Consider the following 21,737-nt stretch of genomic DNA (forward strand, 5'->3'; position numbering starts at 1 on the left):
TGCCTGATGCTACGTTTTATTGCCCCGCTGTTCGCTCTGCTGCTGTGCCTGCCCGCTCACGCCGACAGCTTCATTACCCGCGCGCTGAACAAGCCCGTTCCCGGCGGCGTCGCCGTCATCGATCTGGGCACTGGCGCACAGGCACCGACCGCGACCTATCAAGGCAAGCGCGTACTGGTGGTCAAGGAACAAGGCACACGCTGGCTGGCGATTGTCGGCATTCCGCTGACCGTCAAACCGGGTACCGAACAGATATCTTCGGGCGGCCGCTCGCTGAGCTTCACTGTCGGTAGCAAAAAGTACCCGGAGCAGCGCATCACCCTGAAGAACAAGCGTCAGGTCAATCCGAACCCTGAAGACAACAAGCGCATCGAGGGCGAACTGGCCGAACAGATCCGCGCTTACCGCAGTTTCAGTCCCGGCACACCGAGCAATCTGATTCTCGACAAGCCGGTCAACGGTCCGCTGTCGAGCAAGTTCGGGGTCCGCCGCTTCTTCAATGGCGAAGAACGCAACCCGCACGCCGGTCTGGACTTCGCGGTACCTGCGGGCACGCCGATCAAATCACCGGCTGCTGGCAAGGTCATCCTGATTGGCGATTACTTCTTCAATGGCAATACCGTGTTCGTCGATCACGGTCAGGGCTTTATCAGCATGTTCTGCCACATGTCGAAGATCAGCGTGAAACAGGGTGATCTCGTACCGCGTGGCGGTGTCGTTGGCGAAGTAGGCGCAACCGGCCGCGCAACAGGTCCGCACATGCACTGGAACGTCAGCCTGAACGATGCCCGCGTTGATCCGGCGATCTTTATCGGTGCGTTTCAACCCTGAACCGCAGAGAACAGATCTACGCCCTGCATAAGGCTGTAGGAGGCGCCACCACGTCTTCGACGTAGCGCTGTCGCGCAGCAAACCCGTGGGACTTGTCCGCGAATGCAGTATTTCAGCCACCGCATATGCGTCGGATGTACCGGCCTTTTCGCGGACAAACGGAACGCCGCTCGGCCCGCTCCCACGGCCGAAATAGTGCCCGCTCCAGATGCGCGTTGCGACTTGTGTATAACGATGAGAGCAAAGCTTGCGGCACCGTCAAAGCGGGTCATTGAGGATACTCGAGATATGTTGCTGGACGTCCTCACTGAAGCCCGCCATCTCCTGCTCGGTGACCAACTCTGCGTTCACCATTGCCAATAGAATGATATTGGCATTGGAGCGAGAGTGCCGGAGCGAATCAAAGGTGTATCTCACCTCTTCCAATCCCGCGTCGATAGCCTGCTTGGCACCGAATACTTTCTCACGTCCGGTTTTGTCATCCGCCTGAACGGCCATTTTCAGATTCTCGAATATGCGATCGTACAGCCGCTCTACTGCTGCCTCTCGCAACGCACTCAGGTGCTTCCAGTCTTTCTCGTTCATCATCCACCCCGATCTCAAAAGATGTGCACGCGCATCTTGCGCACTTCAATGTCCGGCAACAATAACTCAGATAAAAACACACTCAGTACGCGATAAAAAAGCCAAAAATCAAAGATAACAAGAATTTATCCCAATTATTTTCAAGTACTTGCCATCGTTGACCCCAATGGTTACGGTTGGCCTCATGAAAACCTCTCCAACCCTATTCCTGTTGCGCCAACATCGGTGCCTCAGCCTGGTCAGTGCACGACTGCCGGGCTTGATTGCAGTGCCTCGACCTTAGTTAGCGATAACGGTTGGCCGCCTCTTTCCGGCCTATAAGTACAAAGGACTATCCACATGACCATGCTCAAAGATCCCTCGAACAAGTACCGCGCGTTTGCGACCATTGATCTGCCTGACCGCACCTGGCCTTCGAAGACCATCACTGCGGCGCCGATCTGGTGCAGTTCCGACCTGCGTGACGGTAACCAGTCGCTGATCGAGCCTATGGATGCGGCCAAGAAGCTGCGCTTCTGGAAGACGTTGGTCAGCGTCGGCGTCAAGGAAATCGAAGCCTCGTTCCCGTCCGCTTCGCAGACTGATTTCGACTTCGTGCGCACCCTGATCGAAGATGGCCACATCCCGGATGACACCACCATTCAGGTGCTGACCCAGGCGCGTGAAGACCTGATCGCCCGTACGTTCGAATCGCTGCGCGGTGCCAAGAAGGCCATTGTTCACTTGTATAACGCGACCTGCCCGGCGTTCCGCCGCATTGTGTTCAACCAGGACAAGGCCGGCGTGAAGGACATCGCGGTCAATGCTGCCAAGCTGTTCGTCAAATACGCCGCTCAACAGCCTGAAACCCAGTGGACCTTCCAGTACTCGCCCGAAACGTTCAGCGCGACCGAACTGGAGTTCGCCAAGGAAGTCTGCGACGCGGTGATCGAAGTCTGGAACCCGACGCCTCAGAACAAGGTGATCCTGAACCTGCCTGCAACCGTTGAAGTAGCGACACCCAATATTTATGCCGACCAGATCGAGTGGTTTGGCCGTCATATCACGCGCCGTGACAGCGTACTGATCAGCCTCCATACCCACAATGACCGTGGCACCGGCGTCGCCGCTACCGAGCTGGGCCTGATGGCGGGCGCGGATCGTGTCGAAGGCTGCCTGTTCGGCAACGGCGAGCGTACCGGTAACGTCGATCTGGTCACCGTCGCCTTGAACCTCTACACCCAGGGCATCCACCCTGAGCTGGACTTCTCGGACATCGACGGTGTGCGCAAGGTCGTCGAAGAGTGCAACCAGATTCCGGTTCACCCGCGTCACCCCTACGTGGGCGACCTGGTTCACACCGCCTTCTCCGGCTCGCACCAGGATGCCATCCGCAAGGGCTTCACTCAGCAGAAGGAAGGCGAGTTGTGGGAAGTGCCTTACCTGCCGATCGACCCGGCCGATATCGGTCGCAGCTACGAGGCCGTGATTCGCGTCAACAGCCAGTCGGGCAAGGGTGGCATCACCTACCTGCTGGAACAGGAATACGGCATCTCGCTGCCACGTCGCATGCAGATCGAGTTCAGCCAGGTGGTTCAAGGTGAAACAGACCGTCTGGGCCTTGAGATGACTGCCGAGCAGATCCACTCGTTGCTGCGTCGTGAATACCTGCAGGCCAACACACCTTACGCGTTGATCAGCCACAAGCTGCAGGAAGAGAACGGCAACAGCTCGGTCGATGCCGAAGTGCATGTCGATGGTGAAACCCAGCACTGGCGCGGCAAGGGCAAAGGCGCTCTGGAAGCACTGGTGGCCGGTCTGCCGATTTCCGTGGAAATCATGGACTACAACGAACACGCCATCGGTTCCGGCACCACGGCCAAGGCCGCTGCCTATATCGAGCTGCGTGTGAATGGTGACAAGGCGGTACACGGCGTGGGCATCGATGAAAACATCACCACCGCCAGCTTCCGCGCACTGTTCAGCGCGCTGAACCGCTCGCTGAGCCAGGCGCAAGCCAAAGCAGCCTGAGTGAATGAACGTGGCAGCGGACACTGATCCGCTGCCCTTTCAACCCGACACCCCCTTCCCGCCTCTGCTACGCGCCCTCAAGGGCTATTCCATTGTGCGCATGACCCTGTCAGTTTCGGCATAATCTTTTTTTTCGACGCTGTGGTAGCATGCTGCCCTTGGCTTGGACCGGCCTGAATCGAACAGCCATTCATAGGCTGAAGATGCCCGTCCCAATTGACCTGCCCGCTCCACCTTCCTATAAAAACCAAGACGACTATTGCATTGTTTCCCCGACGAAGAAAATGCACGGGCAGACCTTCCGTGCATTGAAAACAGCTTTGGCGTCGTCAACGCCGAGCTGATCCAATCACATTTGGAGCGATTATGCCCAAGGCTTCCCATCAAGACCTGCGCCGCAGCTTTCGTGAGCTGACCTCGTCAAAATCCTGCTATCACACCGCTTCGGTATTCGACCCGATGTCTGCGCGCATCGCCGCCGACCTGGGCTTTGAAGTCGGCATCCTTGGCGGTTCGGTCGCTTCGCTGCAAGTACTGGCAGCGCCCGACTTCGCCCTGATCACGCTCAGCGAGTTCGTCGAACAGGCCACGCGCATCGGCCGTGTCGCACAGCTTCCCGTCATTGCAGACGCAGACCATGGTTACGGCAACGCCCTTAACGTCATGCGCACTGTCACTGAACTGGAACGTGCCGGCATCTCGGCGCTGACCATTGAAGACACCTTGCTGCCCGCGCAGTTTGGCCGTAAATCGACGGACCTGATTTCCACAGCAGAAGGTGTCGGCAAGATTCGCGCAGCGCTGGAAGCACGCGTCGATCCTGAAATGTCGATCTTCGCCCGCACCAACGCAGCGATCATTCCGGTTCAGGAAGCCATCAGCCGTGTGCAGCAGTACCAGGCCGCTGGCGCTGACGGCATCACCATCGTCGGCATCCGCGACTTTGATCACCTGGCGCAGATCTCCGAAGGCCTGACCGTGCCGCTGATGCTGGTCACCTATGGCAACCCGGAGCTGCATGACAATGACCGTCTGGCCGAGATGGGTGTGCGCGTCTGCGTGCATGGACATGCGGCGTACTTTGCGGCAATCAAGGCAACTTATGACTGCCTGCGCGAGCAGCGGCAGATTCTGGGCAGCACCTCGAACATGAGCGCGACCGAGCTGACCCACACTTACACCCAGCCTGAAGACTACGTCGAGTGGGCGAAGAAGTTCATGAACGTGAACGAGTAGGCGCCGTGGCGCTGAACTGAAAAAGCCTCCCTCTCGTTGAGAAAGGGAGGCTTTTTCATATGAGTTTCGTGGAATCGTCCACGAGACGCGCTTCAGACAGTGGTTTTCACGCCACCCTCAGTCTCAAGCTGCAACAACGCACCTTGAAGAGTCTGCAGGTTGGAGCTGGTCGCCATGATCTGCGTCTGGATAGCCATCGCCCTCATCGCCTTTTCGTCAGGCGTGCCTTGGCTGGCCTGAACAGCAGCCAGTTGAGCCTGCTGCTCAGCCAACTGCTTCTGAGCCAGCTTGATCATCTCTTTGATTTTGTCTTTGGTTGAATCGAGCGCACTTTTGCTTGACCCTCCAACGCTGCCGCCGTCGGACGCACTGTTTGCTTTGGCACCTTCCAGATTCACTTCCGTGGTCTTTTTATCATCGTCCGTGGTGGCAGTAGCAATAGCTGTCTGCGCGTCCTGATTCTTGACTGTTAACGACAGCGAGTTCGGGTAAGCGCTCAGCGTGGACGTATTGATGGTAACCATGGCGATCTCCTGATTGTCTGCGAACGGTATCGGCCGACTCGTAACATTCTGAAGCATTTAATTGATAATAAATGAATCAGCGTCCAATCCTGCCGGGAAACGCGTGCGATAGGCCTGAAGATCAGCCGCGTTGAGGGTTGCCTGGAACACCCCATCAGCCTCGCCAGCGCCGAGCAGACTCTCACCCTGGAAATCCAGGACCTGGCTGTCACCTGTGTAAGCGAAGCCCTTGCCGTCGGTGCCGATGCGATTGACGGCGGCCACATAACACAGGTTCTCAATCGCCCTGGCAGGCAGCAGCCGGTTCCAGTGCAATCGCCTGGCGCCCGGCCAGTTGGCGGTGTACAGCAGCAGATCGGTGTCCTGAGCGTCGCGGCTCCACACCGGGAAACGAAGGTCGTAGCAAATCAGCGGACGAATGCGCCATCCCTTGAGCTCGAACATCACCTGACGTTCGCCGGGCGTGTAATGTTCGTGCTCGCCTGCCATGCGGAACAGATGACGCTTGTCGTAATGCAGCAGCTCGCCATCCGGGCGCGCCCACAGCAGACGGTTGCGATGACTGCCATCGGCCGTACGAATGATCGCACTGCCAGTGACCACTGCATTGATTCGCCTGGCTTGCTGCAACAGCCACTCGGACGTCGGTCCCGCCTCGGGCTCCGCCAGCGCTTCGGACTCCATCGAGAAGCCGGTGGTGAACATCTCCGGCAGGATCACCAGATCGGCGCCCTTCGCCTGGCTGAGCAGCGATTCGAAGTGCTGGAGATTGGCGTCCCGGTCATGCCAGACCAGTGTGGTCTGGATCAAGGCAAGGCTCAGGTTCGGCAACTGACTCAGATCGCGCATAGTTTTTCCGCTGCCAGACGCAGCGTCTCCTCTTGCTTGGCGAAGCACAGGCGGATCAATCGCTGTCCTTCAGGCGGACGTTGATAGAACACGGAGATAGGGATGCTGGCCACGCCATGCTCGCGGGTCATCCACAACGCCATGTCGACATCATTGAGGTCCGGACGAATCTGCGAATAGTCCACCAACTGAAAATACGTACCGCCGACCGGCTTGAACGCGAAGCGTGATGCTTGCAGCTGATCGCAGAAATAGTCGCGCTTGGCCTGATAAAACGCTGGCAGTTCATCAACATGCTCAGGGTGTTCAGCCATGAAGTCGGCCAGCGCGAATTGCAGCGGGGTCACGCCGCAGAAGCTTACGTACTGATGGACCTTGCGCATCTCGGCGGTCAACGCAGGCGGCGCGACCACATAGCCGGTTTTCCAGCCAGTGACGTGATAGGTCTTGCCGAACGAACTCACAACGAACGCCCGCTGATACAGCTCCTCGTGATCCAGCACGCTCACGTGCCGCTGACCGTCGAAGACCAGATGTTCGTACACCTCGTCACTGAGCAGATAGATATCTCGCTCGGCAATCAGCGCTGCCAGCCGATCCAGCTCGGCACGACTGATCAACGCACCGCTTGGGTTGTGCGGGCTGTTGATGACGATCATTCGGGTGCGCGGGCTGAGCGCGTCGGTAAGTTTCTGCCAGTCGATGGAAAAATCATCAAGCCCCAACTGCACGTGGACGCAGCGCCCGCCCGCCAGTTCGACCGCAGGCTCGTAGCTGTCGTAGCACGGATCGAAAATGATCACTTCGTCGCCGGGACGGATGACCGTCTGGATCGCACAGAAAATACCCTGGGTCGCGCCGGGCGTGATGGTGATTTCAGTCTCCGGGCTGGCGGTGCGCCCATAGCTGCGGGCGATCTTGGCCGCGACCTGTTGACGAAGCGCGGGCAGACCGGTCATCGGTGAATACTGATTGTGACCCTGCATGACATGACGGCACACCGCATCGCGCAGCGCCTGCGGGCCATCGAAATCGGGAAAGCCCTGAGACAGGTTGATGGCGCCGGTTTCGGCAGCCAGTTGAGACATGACGGTGAAAATGGTGGTGCCCACATTAGGCAGCTTGCTGTCGATCATGGAGCCCTTTCCCTGCAATCCCCCGGCACCACGACGGCACGGGTCAGGCAGGATAGCCCATGGAGCGCGCATAAAAAAAGGCACCAGAGGTGCCTTTTTCGTACATTTCCTACAGACGATTCAACGCTTGTCGCGGCGCTTCTTGTCGGCTTTCTTGTGGTGCGACATCATCCGACGCTTCTTGTTGACCTGACGGTCAGTCAGCGTGTTCTTGTTGCCTTCGTACGGGTTCTCGCCGCCCTTGAACTCGATACGGATCGGCGTACCGACCAGCTTGAGCACACGACGATAGGTGTTTTCCAGGTAACGGACGTAGGATTTCGGGACCTTCTCGACCTGGTTACCGTGAATCACGATCAGCGGCGGGTTGGCGCCACCCAGGTGAGCGTAACGCAGCTTGATGCGGCGGCTGCCGACCATGGGCGGCGCGTGCTCGCTGACGGCGTCTTCGAGAATCTGGGTCAGGCGGCTCGTCGGCCAGCGGGTCACTGCCGACTTGAACGAGTTCTGTACCGACTGATACAGGTTGCCCACGCCCGTGCCGTGCAGGGCCGAGATGAAGTGAATGTCCGCGAAGTCGACGAAGAACAGACGACGTTCCAGCTCGACCTTCACGTAGTCACGCTCGCCCGGCGTCATGCCGTCCCACTTGTTCAGTGCGATGACCAGTGCCCGACCGGCTTCCAGCGCAAAGCCCAACAGGTTGAGGTCGTGATCGACGACACCCTCGCGGGCATCCATCACGAAGATCACCACGTTGGCGTCCTTGATGGCCTGCAGCGTCTTGACCACCGAGAACTTTTCAACTTCCTCGTGGATCTTGCCGCGCTTGCGCACACCGGCGGTGTCGATCAGCGTGTACTTCTCTTCGTTACGCTCGAAGGGAATGTAGATACTGTCACGCGTGGTGCCCGGCTCGTCGTAGACGATAACCCGGTCTTCACCCAGCATGCGGTTGACCAGCGTCGACTTGCCGACGTTGGGACGACCAATGATCGCGATCTTGATACCGTCTTTCTCGCTGGGGCCCGGAATGCGCTTGGCTTCCTGACCTTCGGCGACTTCTTCAACTTCGGCGTCTTCCTGATCGTCTTCATCGCGCGGGAATTCGCGCAGGGCGATTTCCAGCATCTGCGAGATGCCGCGGCCATGAGCACCGGCCACCGGAATGGCGTCACCCAGACCCATCGGGCTGAACTCGGCACGGGCCAGGTTCTCGTCGATGTTATCGATCTTGTTGGCGACCACGTAGGAACGCTTGTTACGTTTGCGCAGATGCTCGCCAATCATCTGATCGGCAGCGGTATAGCCTGCACGGGCGTCTACCAGAAACAGCACCACATCGGCTTCTTCAATGGCCAGCAGCGACTGCTCGGCCATCTTTTCGTCCATGCCATGCTCGTCACCGGAGATACCGCCGGTGTCGATCAGAATATAGGAGCGCCCCTGCCACTTCGCCTCTCCGTATTGGCGATCACGGGTAAGACCGGACAGATCGCCGACAATGGCGTCGCGGGTCCTGGTCAGGCGGTTGAACATGGTGGACTTGCCGACGTTCGGTCGACCCACCAGGGCGATTACGGGAACCATTAGGCTCTCCACTTCGTTATTTCAGAAAATACAAAAGCCGCTGCAGGGCAGCGGCCGGAGTTCGGAGCGGCGCCCGAGGGCACCGCAGCCTTGCCTGAGCAAGGTCGCCAGAGGCCTTGGGCCTCTGGCTTCGTCAATCATTACTTGATGGTCAGGGCTTCCAGTTTGCCGCTGTTGCCATACACGTAAATCATGTCACCAACCACCAGCGGACGAGCACGCAGGCCGTCGCTGTCGATACGCTGACGACCCACGAAACGACCATCTACCTGGCTCAACAGGTGGAGATAGCCTTCCATGTCGCCGACCGCGATGTAGCTGGAATACACTTCCGGCGCGCCCAGTTGACGGCGGGCCAGAGATTCGTTGCTCCACAGTGCGGAGGAAGAACGTTCGTCGATACCTTCGACGGTGCCGGAAGCCAGGGTGGCGTAAACGCTGCCAAAGCCCTGGGCAACGCCCGAGTAGCTCGACGCATCACGCTGCCAGAGCACACGACCGCTTTCCAGTTCCAGACCGGCAACACGACCCTGATAGGTCGCGACGTACAGTGTACCGCCAGACAGCAGCAGACCGCCGTCGATATCGACCACACGGTCCAGTTCCGAACGACCCTGTGGAACCGCTACACGCTGCTCCCAGATCGGCACGCCGTTGGTGATATCCAGCGCAACAACCTTGCCCGTGGACAGACCGGCCACCGCAAGACGGTTGGTCGCCAAAGGAGCGCCTGTACCGCGCAGGGTCAGTACCGCAGGCGTGCTTTCGTAGATCCAGAGCTGGGAACCGGTGGAGGCATCGAAGCCGACCACGCGATCATCCTGGGTCTGAACCACGACAACACTGCCGTTGGTGGCAGGCGGGGCCAGTACTTCGCTGCTTACGCGAGCGCGCCATTTCTCTTCGCCGGTGGTGGCGTCCATGGCAACGACTTCCCCCTTGAGGGTGCCGATCATCACCAGGCCGTAACCTACGCCCACCGCGCCGGAGACCGGCAGCTCGAGATCTTTCTTCCAGATCACGTCGCCGGTCAGGCGATCCAGCGAAACGATTTCGCCCGTGACGTCGGCCGCATAGATGCGATCGCCGTCGATGGCCGGAACCAGCATGTTGTACGTCTTGCCCTGACCGTCACCGATGGAGCGGCTCCACTGCTTTTGCAGGACCACTTCTTCTTTGAAGTCAGTCAGCTCGGCCGGCGGCAGTTCTTTCTTGCTGTTGCTGCTGCAACCCGCGGCCAGAATGGCCAGAGCCAGCAATGCTGCATGTTTCCAACGAATCACGTCACGCATCCCCTTTCGCCAGATCGTCGAGCTTCATTTGCAGACCACCGACCGCTGCCTCTTCAGACAGAGCGGATTTGGCCTTTTGGTATGCAGCATGTGCCTCGTCGGTACGACCCAGCTGAACCAGCAGGTCACCCTTGAGTTCTTCACGGCTGGCCAGGAACGACTTTTCAGCATCGCCGTCCAGCAGCTTCAGCGCATCATCAGCCTTGTTCTGTGCAGCCAGCACTCGTGCCAGACGCTGACGGGCAATTTCACCCAGCGTTTCGTTGGCAGGCTTGTCGGCAACCACTTTCAGCTCTGCTGCTGCGTCGTCGAGTTTACCGGTATCCACTGCCACCTTGGCGACGAAAAGACTGCCGTACTGCGCATAAGTGGTGCCGCCGTATTCGCTTTTCAGCTTGCCGGAGATTTCGGCGACACGCGTGGTGTCTGCCTGGCCACTTGGCGTCAGTGCGGTTTCGAGCAACTGCTGGTAGAGCATCGAGGCGCCTTGCGACTGATTAGCCTGATATCTCTGCCAGAACTGCCAGCCCAGGACCACGATCAGCGCCAGCAGGCCACCTGCAACCAGGGGTTTGCCGTTGCGCTGCCACCAGTCCTTGACTCCCGCCAGCTCATCATCTTCGGAACTCGACACCCCAATACTCCTATTCGCTAAAACGGCTGTTAATCAGCTTCAACCCTGCACGACGCAGGAGGCCAGGTGCTCTGACAGAGCGTCCCAAGCAATATTTTGTTGTTCACCCTGACCACGCAGGGGTTTGACGCCAATGATCTTCTGGCCGAGCTCTTCGTCGCCGAGGATCAGAGCATACAGCGCGCCGCTCTTGTCGGCTTTCTTGAACTGACTCTTGAAGCTACCGGCACCGGCATTGACCTGCAGACGCAGGTTCGGCAGACGGTCGCGCACCTGTTCGGCGAGCGTCAGACCGGCAAGCTCGGCAGCTTCACCGAACGCGCAAAGGTACACGTCGACCTGACGGGAGATCTCTTCCGGGATCTGCTCCAGGGTCTCCAGCAGCAGCACCAGACGCTCGATGCCCATTGCAAAGCCAACGCCCGCGGTCGGCTTGCCGCCCATCTGCTCGACCAGGCCGTCGTAACGACCGCCCGCACAGACAGTGCCCTGAGCACCCAGTTGATCGGTAACCCATTCGAAAACGGTCTTGCTGTAGTAATCCAGCCCGCGCACCAGCTTGGGATTGATCACGTAAGGAATACCGGCAGCGTCCAGACGGGCTTTCAGGCCTTCGAAGTGAACGCGGGATTCTTCATCGAGATAATCGGCCAGCTTCGGCGCATCCACCAACACGGCCTGAGTCTCGGGATGCTTGGTGTCGAGCACGCGCAGCGGATTGGTTTTCAGACGGCGCTGGCTGTCTTCATCCAGTTGGTCGAGACGCGCCGACAGAAACTCCACCAGCGCCTCGCGATAGCGTGCACGGGCTTCGCTGGTGCCCAGGCTGTTGAGCTCGAGCTTGACCGCGTTGCGAATACCCAGCATGCCCCACAGGCGCCAGGTCATGACGATCAGTTCGGCATCGATGTCCGGACCGTCAAGGTTGAAGACTTCCACGCCGATCTGGTGAAACTGGCGATACCGGCCTTTCTGCGGACGCTCGTGACGGAACATCGGGCCGATGTACCACAGCTTCTGCACCTGGCCGCCACCCGTGATGCCATGCTCGAGCACTGCGCGCACGCACGCCGCCGTGCCTTCAGGGCGCAGGGTCAGCGAGTCACCGTTGCGATCGGCAAAGGTGTACATCTCTTTCTCGACGATATCGGTGACTTCGCCGATCGAGCGCTTGAACAGGTCGGTAAATTCGACGATAGGCATGCGAATCTGGCGATAACCATAGTTATCGAGCAGGCGCGAGACAGTGCCTTCGAAGTGACGCCACAGCGGCGTCTGCTCAGGCAGGATGTCGTTCATGCCACGAATGGCTTGCAGAGACTTACTCACAAAAAATCCTTAGCAATACGGGTTAGCCGCGCACGATGACCGAGGCGTCGGCTTCGGCCTTTTCAGCCGCTTTCTCGCGAATCAAGCGTTCCAGCTCATCCACAAGATTGTCATTGGTCAGCTTCTGCGCAGGCTTGCCATCGATGTAGATCAGGTTCGGCGTACCGCCCGTGAGGCCGATATGCGCCTCCTTGGCTTCGCCAGGACCGTTGACCACACAACCGATGACCGCAACATCCAGCGGCACCAGCAAATCCTCGAGACGACCTTCCAGCTCGTTCATGGTCTTGACCACATCGAAGTTCTGCCGCGAGCAGCTCGGGCAGGCGATGAAGTTGATGCCACGGGAACGAAGGCGCAACGATTTGAGAATGTCGTAACCGACCTTAACCTCTTCGACCGGATCAGCGGCCAGCGAGATGCGGATAGTATCGCCAATTCCTTCGGCGAGCAGCATACCTAGGCCGACGGCCGATTTCACTGTGCCTGAACGCAATCCACCGGCTTCGGTGATGCCCAGGTGCAGTGGCTGGACAATTTCCTTGGCCAGGAGGCGATAGGCTTCGACGGCCATGAACACGTCCGAGGCCTTCACGCTGACCTTGAAGTCCGGGAAATTCAACCGTTCCAGGTGCTCGACGTGACGCAACGCGGACTCGACCAGCGCAGCGGGCGTGGGCTCGCCGTACTTCTTCTGCAGGTCTTTTTCGAGAGAACCGGCGTTCACGCCGATGCGGATCGGGATGCCACGGTCACGGGCGGCATCGACCACTGCACGCACACGGTCTTCACGACCGATGTTACCGGGATTGATGCGGAGGCAATCGACGCCCAGTTCGGCTACGCGCAATGCGATCCTGTAGTCGAAGTGGATGTCGGCCACCAGCGGGACTTTCACCAGCTGCTTGATACGGCCGAACGCTTCGGCCGCATCCATGTCCGGTACCGAGACCCGCACGATGTCGACACCGGCCGCTTCCAGCCGATTGATCTGTGCGACCGTGGCCGCCACATCGTTGGTGTCACTGTTGGTCATGCTCTGCACTGCAATCGGGGCATCGCCGCCGACAGGAACAGAACCAACCCATATTTTTCGGGATTCGCGACGCTTGATCGGGGATTCGCCGTGCATGACTTATTGACCTAGTTTCAGGCGAGCAGTCTCGCCGCTGGTAAAAGGTGCCACGTCTACAGGCTGACCGTTGTAGCTGACTTGCGCACCGCGGGCGAAGCCCAGGCGCAGGGTCAGCGGCGGCTTGCCGTTGACGTCAAGGCTTTCGCCCTTGCGCTTGAGACCGCTGACCAGCACCTTGCCATTACCGTCTGTCACCTGAGTCCAGCAATCGGCTGTGAACTGCACGTTGACCTGACCTGCACCGGGCATGACAGGAGCAATCTGCTCGGCAGCTGGGGTGGTCGGCATGGACGGAACGGATGGCGCAACTGCAGGCGCCTGAGCCGATGCGGCCGGCGGCGTTGCAGTGGCAGGTGCTTGCGTGTGCGCAGGCGCTGTAACGGCAGGAGCCGGGACTTCAGGCGCAGCGCTCTGGGTTTGCGTGGACGGCGTACCGGTATTCAACGGCAGCGATGTTTCGCCGGTTGAAGGGTTTTCAACGACCGCCTGGTCCTCGGGCTCGTCCAGCGGGTGAATCTGGGTGGTGCCGTCAGCGCTTTCGACTTCGACGTGCTCAAGGTTGAGCCCCGAAAGATCCTTGCCGCGCATCGAGGCCTGGTCCTGCCACCAGAAGAAACCGCCACCGATCAGCGCGATCAGCAGCAGCAGGCTGACGATACGCAGGATATTGTGCGACAGGCGCACCGGCTCTTCGATGCGACCCAGGGCGTGCACCGGGCTGCCCTTGCCGTCGGTGCCGGTGAACTGATCGAACTGCTCGACCATCGCGGCCTGATCCAGCTCCAGCAGTTTCGCGTAGGCACGTACATACCCCCGGGCGAAGGTGTGCCCAGGCAGCTTTTCAAAGTTCCCGTTCTCCAGATGACTCAGTGAAGTCACGGTGAGGTTCAGCCTCAAAGCCACATCTGGCAGCGACCAGTTTTTGCTCTCGCGAACCTGACGCAGGGTTTCTCCAGGATTCACGCGGGTGGTTGCTACAACTTCGGGATGCGCCGCTTTCATCATTGCTCCGACAGGTATTGCTGATATTCCGGCGTACCGGGATAGAGTCTTTTTAATTGCAGACCAAAACTGGCCGCCTTGTTGCGGTCTTCATATACTTTAGCCAACCGCGTACCGAGCAATAGACTACGTGCATTTTGCTCGCTCAGCTGGCTAAAACGGTCGTAATAGTCACGCGCCGGCACATAATGCCCGTCTTCGTAAGACAACTCAGCCATTTCCAGCAACGCACGTGGCTGCTGGTTGTCCAGCCGCAGGGCCTTGGTGAAATGCTCGCGGGCCTGCTCGCGATTGCCCAGTTTGATCGAGGTCATGCCCAGGCTTTCGAAAACCCGCGAACGCTCAGGATATAGGTTATCGGCAGCCGCCTGCTCGAAACGCTCGTAGGCTTCCTTGTAGCGCTTCTGCTCGTAGAGAAAACTGCCGTAATTGTTGACGATGCGTGTGTCGTTGCTGCTTGCCGACAGCGCCTTGCGAAAGTACTGGTCGGCGAGTTCAGGTTCCATTTCGGCCTGAAAGACCAGCGCCAATGCCGCGTTGGCTCCAGCGTCCGAACCGTCCAGCTCAAGCGCCTTCTTCAAGGGCACCTTGGCGCGTTCGGTCTGGCCTTGCTGCAGATAGCCGATTCCGAGCTGAACGTAGGCCTTGCGCGCTTCTTCACGTCCCTGGGAGGTCGAGAGCGGATTGACATTGCCGGTTGATACGCAGCCCACGAGCAACATGACAACACACAGCAGCAACGGGGCGCGCACAGACATGAAGTCCCTCTTGGTCAGTTTCGCGTTCGGTTGGGCAGTCAGGTTCGGGTCGCCGCGCCTGGCACTGAATCGGCCTCGACACTCAACTCTCGCACTGCGATATAGCGTTCACTACGACGCGTGCGATCCATCACCTGGCCGACCAACTGGCCGCAAGCGGCATCGATGTCTTCGCCACGCGTGGTACGCACAGTGACGTTATAGCCAGCCTGATGCAACAGGTCCTGGAAACGACGGATCGCGTTATTGCTCGGACGCTCGTAACCGGAGTGCGGGAAAGGGTTGAAAGGGATCAGGTTGATCTTGCAAGGCGTGTCCTTGAGCAACTCGATCATTTCAACGGCGTGCTCGACCTTGTCATTGATGTCCTTGAGCATGGTGTACTCGATGGTGAGCACACGCTTTTCACCCAGGTTCGACATGTAGCGACGGCAGGATTCGAGCAGCATTTTCAGCGGGTATTTCTTGTTGATCGGCACCAGCTGGTTGCGCAGCGCGTCATTGGGCGCATGCAGCGACAGGGCCAGCGATACATCGATGTGCTTGGACAGCTCGTCGATCATCGGCACCACGCCTGAGGTGGACAGGGTCACCCGGCGCTTGGAAATGCCATACCCCAGGTCATCCATCATCAGATGCATGGCGGCGATGACATTGTCGAAGTTCAGCAGTGGCTCACCCATGCCCATCATCACCACGTTGGTGATTGCACGGTCGACGGTTGCCGGGACACTGCCAAAGGATTTGTTGGCAATCCACACCTGACCGATAACTTCGGCGGCGGTGAGGTTGCTGTTGAAGCCTTGCTTGCCGGTGGAGCAGAAACTGCAATCCAGGGCACAGCCCGCCTGGGAAGACACGCACAGAGTGCCGCGCTTGCCTTGCGGAATATAGACGGTCTCGACGCAGCTGCCGGACTCGACGCGCACCACCCATTTACGGGTGCCATCGCTCGAAATGTCCTCGCTGACGACTTCAGGACCCCGAACTTCGGCACAGGCCTTGAGCTTTTCGCGCAAAGCCTTGCTGACGTTCGTCATGGCGTCGAAATCATCGACGCCAAAGTGGTGAATCCACTTCATGACCTGACCGGCACGGAAGCGCTTCTCCCCGATAGAGTCGAAGAATTTCTCCATTTCCAGCTGAGTCAGACCCAGCAGGTTGGTTTTACCAGTCGATGCAATCATGAATTCACCCTTCACTCGATAGTCGCAAGACTTAGCGAGCGGTTACCTCGGTAGCTGCGAAGAAGTACGAGATTTCACGAGCAGCGGCTGCTTCGGAATCGGAACCGTGAACAGCGTTGGCGTCGATGGAATCAGCGAAGTCAGCACGGATGGTGCCGGCAGCAGCTTCTTTAGGGTTGGTAGCGCCCATCAGCTCGCGGTTCAAAGCGATAGCGTTTTCGCCTTCCAGAACCTGAACGACAACCGGACCGGAGATCATGAAAGCAACCAGGTCGCCGAAGAAACCACGAGCGCTGTGCTCAGCGTAGAAACCTTCAGCTTCGGCCTTGGACAGCTGCTTCAGCTTGGAAGCAACAACGCGCAGACCGGCTTTTTCGAAACGAGTGGTGATCTCGCCGATTACGTTCTTTGCAACGGCGTCAGGCTTGATGATGGAGAAAGTACGTTGAACAGCCATGGTGAAACTCCAGAAACAGTGATTGAAGCGAAAAATTAAACCCGCGAATTATACGCGGGTTCTGAGGGTATTGCCTAAAAACATGCGTTACAGACTCAGTCGAGCTCTTCGATCCAAAGCCCCTGAATCGCTTCAAGGACCTTCTCGCCGCCACGATCCGGAATGTCATCGAATTCAGGCAGAGCCATGACCAGGCCGCGCAACTTGACGAAATTTACGGTCAACGGATTGATCTCCGGATGCGCTTCGGCCAGTTGAATGGCGATTTCCTGCACATCGACCCATTTGAGACTCATGAGCGTTCCTTGAATCAGTGCGGCGCTTCGGCAGCGTGGTTGAGCGAATACTTGGGTATTTCGACGGTCAGGTCTTCGGTGCCGACAATTGCCTGACAGGATAGACGCGATTGCGGCTCAAGGCCCCAGGCTTTGTCGAGCATGTCCTCTTCCAGCTCGTCGGCTTCATTCAGCGAGCTGAAGCCCTGGCGAATGACGCAATGACAGGTCGTGCAGGCACAGACGCCACCACAGGCGCTTTCGATCTCGATGTGATGCTCGTGAGCAAGCTCGAGGATGGAAATACCCGGTTCAACTTCTACAACCAGCCCGTCCGGGCAGTGCTCGGCGTGGGGCAGAAAAATCACCTGCGGCATCAGTTATTCCTCAATCTCATTCAGGTTGCGTCCGGCCAGTGCGGCTTTCACCGTCGAATCCAGGCGGCGGGCAGCAAATGCATCGGTCACTTGCGACAGACGCTTGGTCTGTTGCTCGATGGCGTGTCCATCGGTGCCTTTCATCAATTCGCGCAGCTCATCCATCTGCAGGCTGATGACCAAACGTTCTTCTTCATCGAGAAGACGCTCGCCATCGGCATCCAGCGCGCCCTGCACTGCTTCGAGCAGGCGCTCGGCATCAACCTGATGCTCGCGCAATACGCGGGCGACCTTGTCGTCACCGGCGTAGGCGAAGGAGTCCTTGAGCATGCGGGTGATTTCGCCGTCGGTCAGGCCATACGACGGCTTGACCTGAATGCTCGCTTCGATGCCCGAACCCAGTTCGCGCGCCGAAACACTCAGCAGACCATCGGCGTCCACCTGGAAGGTGACGCGGATCTTCGCCGCGCCCGCCACCATCGGTGGAATACCGCGCAGCTCGAAGCGCGCCAGAGAACGGCAATCGCTGATCAGCTCTCGCTCGCCCTGCAGCACATGAATCATCATGGCCGTCTGGCCATCTTTGTACGTGGTGAAGTCCTGACCGCGCGCCACAGGAATCGTGGTGTTGCGCGGAATGACCTTCTCCATCAGCCCGCCCATGGTTTCCAGCCCCAGCGAGAGCGGAATCACGTCGAGCAGCAGCAATTCTTCACCGTCGCGCTTGTTGCCTGCCAGTGTATCGGCCTGGATCGCGGCCCCGATGGCCACCACTTGATCCGGATCGATTTCGGTCAGCGGCTGACGACCAAACAGTTCGGCAACGGCTTCACGGACACGCGGCACACGCGTCGATCCGCCCACCATGACGACCGCTTCGACTTCTTCAAGCTCGATGCCGGTATCACGCACGGCGCGGCGGCATGCTTTCAGGCTGCGGGCAACCATTGGCTCGATCATCGCGTTCAGCGCTTCGCGAGTCAGCACGGCCTTCCAATCACCATACGCCACGTCGACGGCGTCGGCATCGGTCAGCGCTTCCTTGGCTGCGCATGCTGCCTGCAGCAGGCTGCGCTGGGCAGAAGGCGCAAGGTCGGCGGAAAGGCCGGCTTCGGCAACAATCCAGCTGGCAATCGCGTGATCGAAATCATCGCCGCCCAGCGCCGTGTCGCCGCCAGTTGCCAGCACCTCGAAGACGCCCCCCGTCAGACGTAGGATGGAGATATCAAACGTGCCGCCACCCAGGTCATAAATCGCGACCACGCCTTCGGCTTTCTGGTCCAGACCGTAGGCGACTGCAGCAGCCGTCGGCTCGTTGAGCAGGCGCAACACGTTCAGGCCTGCCAGCTTGGCAGCATCCTTGGTGGCCTGACGCTGAGCGTCGTCGAAATATGCAGGAACCGTGATTACCGCACCGACCAGCTCGCCGCCCAGCGCTTCTTCAGCACGCTGACGCAGCACCTTGAGAATGTCGGCAGAGACTTCCACCGGGCTTTTAGGCCCCTGGACGGTCTCAATGAACGGCATGTGCGACTCGCCGTCGACAAAGCGGTAAGGCAGCTGCTCACCCAGTTGCTTGACGTCGGTCAGCCCACGACCCATCAGCCGCTTGACCGAGAGCACAGTGTTGAACGGGTCCTGGGAAGCGGCGACTTTCGCCGACTGCCCCACTTCGACCCGATCGGCGTGATAGCGAACGGCAGAGGGCAGGATGACCTGACCTTCTGCGTCGGCCAGTGGCTCGGACAGGCCGCTGCGCACTGCAGCAACCAGAGAGTTGGTGGTGCCCAAGTCGATCCCCACAGCCAGACGGCGCTGATGCGGTTGAGGACTGAGGCCGGGTTCGGCGATCTGCAGTAAGGCCATGCGTATTCAGAATAATCACTGGGCGTGCGGCCAGGGCAGCACGGGGTTAATCGTCGAGGCGCTCTTCTAACTGGCGCACTTCGTGAGAAAGCTTGTCGAGAAACTGCATGCGCCGCATCAGCCTTTCGGCGTGCTCGCGCTGTGCAGCGTCATTCCAACAGGCAGCAAAGCTCTGATTCAGTTCATCCTGAGCCACCTTGAGCCGACGCTTGAACGTCGCGACCCCGGCGAGATCAGCTTCATCCTGCAGATCTTCTAGTTCTTCGCGCCACTGCATCTGCTGCAGAAGAAAGTCCGGATCGTGCACGGTGACCTCAAGCGGTACCTCGTTGCCATTCATGGCCAACAGGTAACGTGCTCTTTTCGGGGGGCTCTTGAGGGTCTGATAAGCTTCATTGAGACTGGCGGAACGCTCCAACGCCGTACGTTGCTCCCGCTCGGAAGCGTCGGCAAAACGGTCTGGATGGACGCCACGCGCCAATTCGCGATAACGCGTCGCCAACTGATCAAGATCAAGCTGAAAATCAGGCTTGAGCTCGAACAGGGCGAAGTGACAGGGAGTACCCACAATAAAAGCCTCAGACGTTGAAGCTTTCGCCGCAGCCGCACTCGCCGCGCGAATTGGGGTTGTTGAACTTGAAGCCTTCGTTCAACCCTTCCCGAACGAAGTCGAGCTCGGTGCCATCGAGATAGACCAGGCTTTTCGGGTCGATAATCACCTTAACGCCGTGCATCTCGAAGACGGTGTCTTCGCTGGCCGCCTCATCGACGAACTCGAGCACATAGGCAAGACCTGAACAGCCTGTGGTGCGAACACCCAGACGAACGCCATCACCCTTGCCACGCCCCTCAAGGGAACGTCGTACGTGGTTAGCGGCAGCTTCTGTCATGCTGATAGCCATCGGAACTCCTTACGCGTTTCTGAAAAAGGACTGCTTACAGCAGACCTTTCTTCTGCTTGTAATCGCGAACGGCCGCCTTGATGGCGTCTTCTGCGAGCACGGAGCAGTGAATCTTTACCGGAGGCAGTGCCAGCTCTTCAGCCAGCTGAGTGTTCTTGATGGTCTCTGCTTCATCCAGAGTCTTGCCTTTCATCCACTCGGTTGCCAGGGAGCTGGAAGCGATTGCCGAACCGCAGCCGTAGGTCTTGAACTTGGCGTCTTCGATAACGCCCTGCTCGTTGACCTTGATCTGCAGACGCATCACGTCGCCGCACGCCGGAGCGCCGACCATGCCAGTGCCAACATCAGGATCTTCCGCATTCATCTTGCCGACGTTGCGCGGATTCTCGTAGTGGTCGATGACCTTTTCGCTGTAAGCCATGATTCTATTCCTCTCACATCAGGGAGCCGCTCTTCAGGTCGTGCCGGCAGATGCCAACCACGACCTGTGTTGGAGGCGACTTTAAATTAGTGCGCCGCCCACTCGATCTTGGAGATATCGACGCCGTCTTTGAACATGTCCCACAGCGGCGAAAGCGTACGCAGCTTGGTAACGGCCTCGCAGACTTTCTGCGCGGCATAATCGATTTCTTCTTCGGTGGTGAACCGGCCGAAGGTGAAACGGATCGAGCTGTGTGCCAGTTCGTCGTTGCGGCCCAGAGCACGCAATACATACGAAGGCTCCAGCGATGCAGACGTACAGGCCGAACCGGACGATACCGCCAGATCCTTGAGCGCCATGATCAGCGACTCGCCTTCAACGTAGTTGAAGCTCAGGTTCAGGTTGTGCGGTACGCGGGCAGTCAGGCTGCCGTTCACGTAGAGCTCTTCCAGATTCTCGACCTGCTTGTAGAAACGGTCGCTCAGCGCTTTGATACGCACGTTTTCAGCGGCCATCTCTTCCTTGGCGATACGGAAGGCTTCGCCCATGCCAACGATCTGGTGGGTCGCCAGCGTACCGGAACGCATGCCACGCTCGTGACCGCCGCCGTGCATGGCAGCTTCCAGACGAACACGTGGCTTGCGGCTCACGTACAGCGCGCCAATACCTTTGGGACCGTAAGTCTTGTGGGCAGAGAACGACATGAGGTCAACCTTGAGGCTGGCCAGATCGATTTCAACCTTGCCGGTCGATTGCGCGCCGTCAACGTGGAACAACACGCCACGCGAACGGGTCAGCTCACCGATGGCAGCGATGTCGTTGATGGTGCCGATCTCGTTGTTCACGTGCATGATCGAAACCACGATGGTGTCGTCACGCAGTGCAGCTTCGATCATGGCAGGGGTGATCAGACCGTCTTCGCCTGGCTCGATGTAAGTCACTTCAAAACCTTCACGCTCCAGTTGGCGCGTGGTGTCCAGGACAGCCTTGTGCTCGACCTTGGAGGTGATGATGTGTTTGCCCTTGCTGGCGTAAAAGTGCGCAACGCCCTTGATCGCGAGGTTGTTGGACTCGGTGGCACCGGAGGTCCAGACGATTTCACGCGGATCGGCGTTGACCAGGTCGGCGACCTGACGGCGGGCATTCTCGACCGCTTCTTCGGCTTTCCAGCCAAAGACGTGGGAACGCGACGCCGGGTTGCCGAAGTTTCCTTCGACTGTCAGGCAATCGATCATTTTCTGCGCGACACGCGGATCGACCGGGGTCGTCGCGGAGTAATCGAGGTAAATCGGCAATTTCATTGAAGCTCTCCTATCAGGCAGGCGCACCGCTCATTCATCT

At 58.8% G+C, this 21,737-nt stretch carries 23 protein-coding genes; 3 read left to right on the forward strand and 20 right to left on the reverse strand.

Annotation, left to right across the window (positions count from 1 at the left end):
- The first annotated feature begins 6 nt into the window (after positions 1-6).
- The gene (locus tag QRN20_RS05060; protein ID WP_122417732.1) at positions 7-831 is read left to right on the forward strand and encodes a peptidoglycan DD-metalloendopeptidase family protein; all 825 of its coding nucleotides are present in this window, start codon (positions 7-9) and stop codon (positions 829-831) included.
- 258 nt (positions 832-1,089) lie between these two features.
- On the opposite strand, the gene QRN20_RS05065 is transcribed toward QRN20_RS05060, so the two are convergent.
- The gene (locus QRN20_RS05065; protein WP_134723978.1) at positions 1,090-1,416 is read right to left on the reverse strand and encodes a hypothetical protein; all 327 of its coding nucleotides are present in this window, start codon (positions 1,414-1,416) and stop codon (positions 1,090-1,092) included.
- A 339-nt stretch (positions 1,417-1,755) separates the two neighbouring features.
- Between QRN20_RS05065 and leuA the strand changes: the two genes are divergently transcribed.
- Both leuA and QRN20_RS05075 read left to right on the forward strand, forming a co-directional pair.
- Complete coding sequence (gene leuA / locus QRN20_RS05070) at positions 1,756-3,426, forward strand: 2-isopropylmalate synthase (protein ID WP_029241766.1); 1,671 nt, start codon at positions 1,756-1,758, stop codon at positions 3,424-3,426.
- A 366-nt stretch (positions 3,427-3,792) separates the two neighbouring features.
- Positions 3,793-4,662 carry an oxaloacetate decarboxylase gene (locus tag QRN20_RS05075; protein ID WP_004878768.1) on the forward strand — a complete coding sequence of 290 codons (870 nt, stop codon included), beginning with the start codon at positions 3,793-3,795 and terminating at the stop codon, positions 4,660-4,662.
- Positions 4,663-4,754: 92 nt separating this feature from the next.
- On the opposite strand, the gene QRN20_RS05080 is transcribed toward QRN20_RS05075, so the two are convergent.
- The 19 genes from QRN20_RS05080 to QRN20_RS05170 form a co-directional block, all read right to left on the reverse strand.
- A complete protein-coding gene (locus tag QRN20_RS05080) occupies positions 4,755-5,186 on the reverse strand; it encodes a hypothetical protein (RefSeq protein ID WP_029241765.1) in 432 nt (143 codons plus the stop codon).
- A 57-nt stretch (positions 5,187-5,243) separates the two neighbouring features.
- Entirely contained in the window at positions 5,244-6,035 is a 792-nt protein-coding gene (locus tag QRN20_RS05085; RefSeq protein WP_029241764.1) for an amidohydrolase, read from the reverse strand.
- The gene (locus QRN20_RS05090; RefSeq protein ID WP_029241763.1) at positions 6,023-7,171 is read right to left on the reverse strand and encodes a pyridoxal phosphate-dependent aminotransferase; all 1,149 of its coding nucleotides are present in this window, start codon (positions 7,169-7,171) and stop codon (positions 6,023-6,025) included. Before QRN20_RS05090 ends, QRN20_RS05085 begins: the two co-directional genes overlap by 13 nt.
- Before the next feature lie 120 nt (positions 7,172-7,291).
- Positions 7,292-8,761 (reverse strand): ribosome biogenesis GTPase Der, encoded by a 1,470-nt coding sequence (gene der / locus QRN20_RS05095; protein ID WP_004878760.1) that lies wholly within the window; start codon positions 8,759-8,761, stop codon positions 7,292-7,294.
- Positions 8,762-8,901: 140 nt separating this feature from the next.
- The gene (gene bamB / locus QRN20_RS05100; protein WP_025995079.1) at positions 8,902-10,053 is read right to left on the reverse strand and encodes an outer membrane protein assembly factor BamB; all 1,152 of its coding nucleotides are present in this window, start codon (positions 10,051-10,053) and stop codon (positions 8,902-8,904) included.
- The gene (locus QRN20_RS05105; RefSeq protein ID WP_004878756.1) at positions 10,046-10,687 is read right to left on the reverse strand and encodes a tetratricopeptide repeat protein; all 642 of its coding nucleotides are present in this window, start codon (positions 10,685-10,687) and stop codon (positions 10,046-10,048) included. The genes bamB and QRN20_RS05105 overlap by 8 nt, the downstream gene beginning before the upstream one ends.
- Positions 10,688-10,726: 39 nt before the next feature.
- Complete coding sequence (gene hisS / locus QRN20_RS05110; protein ID WP_025995077.1) at positions 10,727-12,016, reverse strand: histidine--tRNA ligase; 1,290 nt, start codon at positions 12,014-12,016, stop codon at positions 10,727-10,729.
- 22 nt (positions 12,017-12,038) lie between these two features.
- Positions 12,039-13,148: a flavodoxin-dependent (E)-4-hydroxy-3-methylbut-2-enyl-diphosphate synthase gene (ispG, locus tag QRN20_RS05115; RefSeq protein ID WP_025995076.1), complete on the reverse strand. Its 1,110-nt coding sequence runs from the start codon at positions 13,146-13,148 to the stop codon at positions 12,039-12,041.
- Positions 13,149-13,151: 3 nt separating this feature from the next.
- The gene (locus tag QRN20_RS05120) at positions 13,152-14,153 is read right to left on the reverse strand and encodes a RodZ domain-containing protein (protein WP_025995075.1); all 1,002 of its coding nucleotides are present in this window, start codon (positions 14,151-14,153) and stop codon (positions 13,152-13,154) included.
- Positions 14,153-14,911, reverse strand: coding sequence for a type IV pilus biogenesis/stability protein PilW (gene pilW / locus QRN20_RS05125; protein WP_285360022.1), 759 nt, complete (start codon positions 14,909-14,911; stop codon positions 14,153-14,155). Before pilW ends, QRN20_RS05120 begins: the two co-directional genes overlap by 1 nt.
- 38 nt (positions 14,912-14,949) lie before the next feature.
- Complete coding sequence (rlmN, locus tag QRN20_RS05130; RefSeq protein ID WP_004878747.1) at positions 14,950-16,098, reverse strand: dual-specificity RNA methyltransferase RlmN; 1,149 nt, start codon at positions 16,096-16,098, stop codon at positions 14,950-14,952.
- Between the two features lie 31 nt (positions 16,099-16,129).
- Positions 16,130-16,555 (reverse strand): nucleoside-diphosphate kinase, encoded by a 426-nt coding sequence (gene ndk, locus QRN20_RS05135; protein ID WP_002552482.1) that lies wholly within the window; start codon positions 16,553-16,555, stop codon positions 16,130-16,132.
- Positions 16,556-16,650: 95 nt separating this feature from the next.
- Entirely contained in the window at positions 16,651-16,851 is a 201-nt protein-coding gene (iscX, locus tag QRN20_RS05140; protein WP_029241761.1) for a Fe-S cluster assembly protein IscX, read from the reverse strand.
- A 14-nt stretch (positions 16,852-16,865) separates the two neighbouring features.
- The gene (gene fdx, locus QRN20_RS05145) at positions 16,866-17,207 is read right to left on the reverse strand and encodes an ISC system 2Fe-2S type ferredoxin (RefSeq protein ID WP_058431916.1); all 342 of its coding nucleotides are present in this window, start codon (positions 17,205-17,207) and stop codon (positions 16,866-16,868) included.
- Positions 17,208-17,210: 3 nt separating this feature from the next.
- The gene (gene hscA / locus QRN20_RS05150) at positions 17,211-19,073 is read right to left on the reverse strand and encodes a Fe-S protein assembly chaperone HscA (RefSeq protein ID WP_285360023.1); all 1,863 of its coding nucleotides are present in this window, start codon (positions 19,071-19,073) and stop codon (positions 17,211-17,213) included.
- Between the two features lie 46 nt (positions 19,074-19,119).
- A complete protein-coding gene (gene hscB / locus QRN20_RS05155) occupies positions 19,120-19,641 on the reverse strand; it encodes a co-chaperone HscB (protein WP_004878740.1) in 522 nt (173 codons plus the stop codon).
- Positions 19,642-19,651: 10 nt separating this feature from the next.
- A complete protein-coding gene (gene iscA, locus QRN20_RS05160; RefSeq protein ID WP_003365093.1) occupies positions 19,652-19,975 on the reverse strand; it encodes an iron-sulfur cluster assembly protein IscA in 324 nt (107 codons plus the stop codon).
- A 34-nt stretch (positions 19,976-20,009) separates the two neighbouring features.
- Positions 20,010-20,396, reverse strand: coding sequence for a Fe-S cluster assembly scaffold IscU (gene iscU, locus QRN20_RS05165; protein ID WP_002552476.1), 387 nt, complete (start codon positions 20,394-20,396; stop codon positions 20,010-20,012).
- 86 nt (positions 20,397-20,482) lie between these two features.
- Positions 20,483-21,697 carry an IscS subfamily cysteine desulfurase gene (locus QRN20_RS05170; protein WP_004878736.1) on the reverse strand — a complete coding sequence of 405 codons (1,215 nt, stop codon included), beginning with the start codon at positions 21,695-21,697 and terminating at the stop codon, positions 20,483-20,485.
- Between the last annotated feature and the right edge of the window lie 40 nt (positions 21,698-21,737).

The organism is Pseudomonas sp. fls2-241-TYG-175 (assembly GCF_030209155.1).
GTDB lineage: Bacteria > Pseudomonadota > Gammaproteobacteria > Pseudomonadales > Pseudomonadaceae > Aquipseudomonas > Aquipseudomonas viridiflava.

Excerpts from the sequence above, each read along its gene's own strand:
- bamB (WP_025995079.1), bottom strand. The coding sequence starts at position 10,053 with ATGCGTGACGTGATTCGTTGGAAACATGCAGCATTGCTGGCTCTGGCC.
- QRN20_RS05065 (WP_134723978.1), bottom strand. The coding sequence starts at position 1,416 with ATGAACGAGAAAGACTGGAAGCACCTGAGTGCGTTGCGAGAGGCAGCA.
- leuA (WP_029241766.1), top strand. The coding sequence starts at position 1,756 with ATGACCATGCTCAAAGATCCCTCGAACAAGTACCGCGCGTTTGCGACC.
- QRN20_RS05085 (WP_029241764.1), bottom strand. The coding sequence starts at position 6,035 with ATGCGCGATCTGAGTCAGTTGCCGAACCTGAGCCTTGCCTTGATCCAG.
- QRN20_RS05170 (WP_004878736.1), bottom strand. The coding sequence starts at position 21,697 with ATGAAATTGCCGATTTACCTCGATTACTCCGCGACGACCCCGGTCGAT.
- QRN20_RS05075 (WP_004878768.1), top strand. The coding sequence starts at position 3,793 with ATGCCCAAGGCTTCCCATCAAGACCTGCGCCGCAGCTTTCGTGAGCTG.
- QRN20_RS05090 (WP_029241763.1), bottom strand. The coding sequence starts at position 7,171 with ATGATCGACAGCAAGCTGCCTAATGTGGGCACCACCATTTTCACCGTC.
- QRN20_RS05120 (WP_025995075.1), bottom strand. The coding sequence starts at position 14,153 with ATGAAAGCGGCGCATCCCGAAGTTGTAGCAACCACCCGCGTGAATCCT.
- fdx (WP_058431916.1), bottom strand. The coding sequence starts at position 17,207 with ATGCCGCAGGTGATTTTTCTGCCCCACGCCGAGCACTGCCCGGACGGG.
- QRN20_RS05080 (WP_029241765.1), bottom strand. The coding sequence starts at position 5,186 with ATGGTTACCATCAATACGTCCACGCTGAGCGCTTACCCGAACTCGCTG.
- der (WP_004878760.1), bottom strand. The coding sequence starts at position 8,761 with ATGGTTCCCGTAATCGCCCTGGTGGGTCGACCGAACGTCGGCAAGTCC.
- iscU (WP_002552476.1), bottom strand. The coding sequence starts at position 20,396 with ATGGCTTACAGCGAAAAGGTCATCGACCACTACGAGAATCCGCGCAAC.
- pilW (WP_285360022.1), bottom strand. The coding sequence starts at position 14,911 with ATGTCTGTGCGCGCCCCGTTGCTGCTGTGTGTTGTCATGTTGCTCGTG.
- rlmN (WP_004878747.1), bottom strand. The coding sequence starts at position 16,098 with ATGATTGCATCGACTGGTAAAACCAACCTGCTGGGTCTGACTCAGCTG.
- iscX (WP_029241761.1), bottom strand. The coding sequence starts at position 16,851 with ATGAGTCTCAAATGGGTCGATGTGCAGGAAATCGCCATTCAACTGGCC.
- QRN20_RS05060 (WP_122417732.1), top strand. The coding sequence starts at position 7 with ATGCTACGTTTTATTGCCCCGCTGTTCGCTCTGCTGCTGTGCCTGCCC.
- ndk (WP_002552482.1), bottom strand. The coding sequence starts at position 16,555 with ATGGCTGTTCAACGTACTTTCTCCATCATCAAGCCTGACGCCGTTGCA.
- hscA (WP_285360023.1), bottom strand. The coding sequence starts at position 19,073 with ATGGCCTTACTGCAGATCGCCGAACCCGGCCTCAGTCCTCAACCGCAT.
- iscA (WP_003365093.1), bottom strand. The coding sequence starts at position 19,975 with ATGGCTATCAGCATGACAGAAGCTGCCGCTAACCACGTACGACGTTCC.
- ispG (WP_025995076.1), bottom strand. The coding sequence starts at position 13,148 with ATGCACGGCGAATCCCCGATCAAGCGTCGCGAATCCCGAAAAATATGG.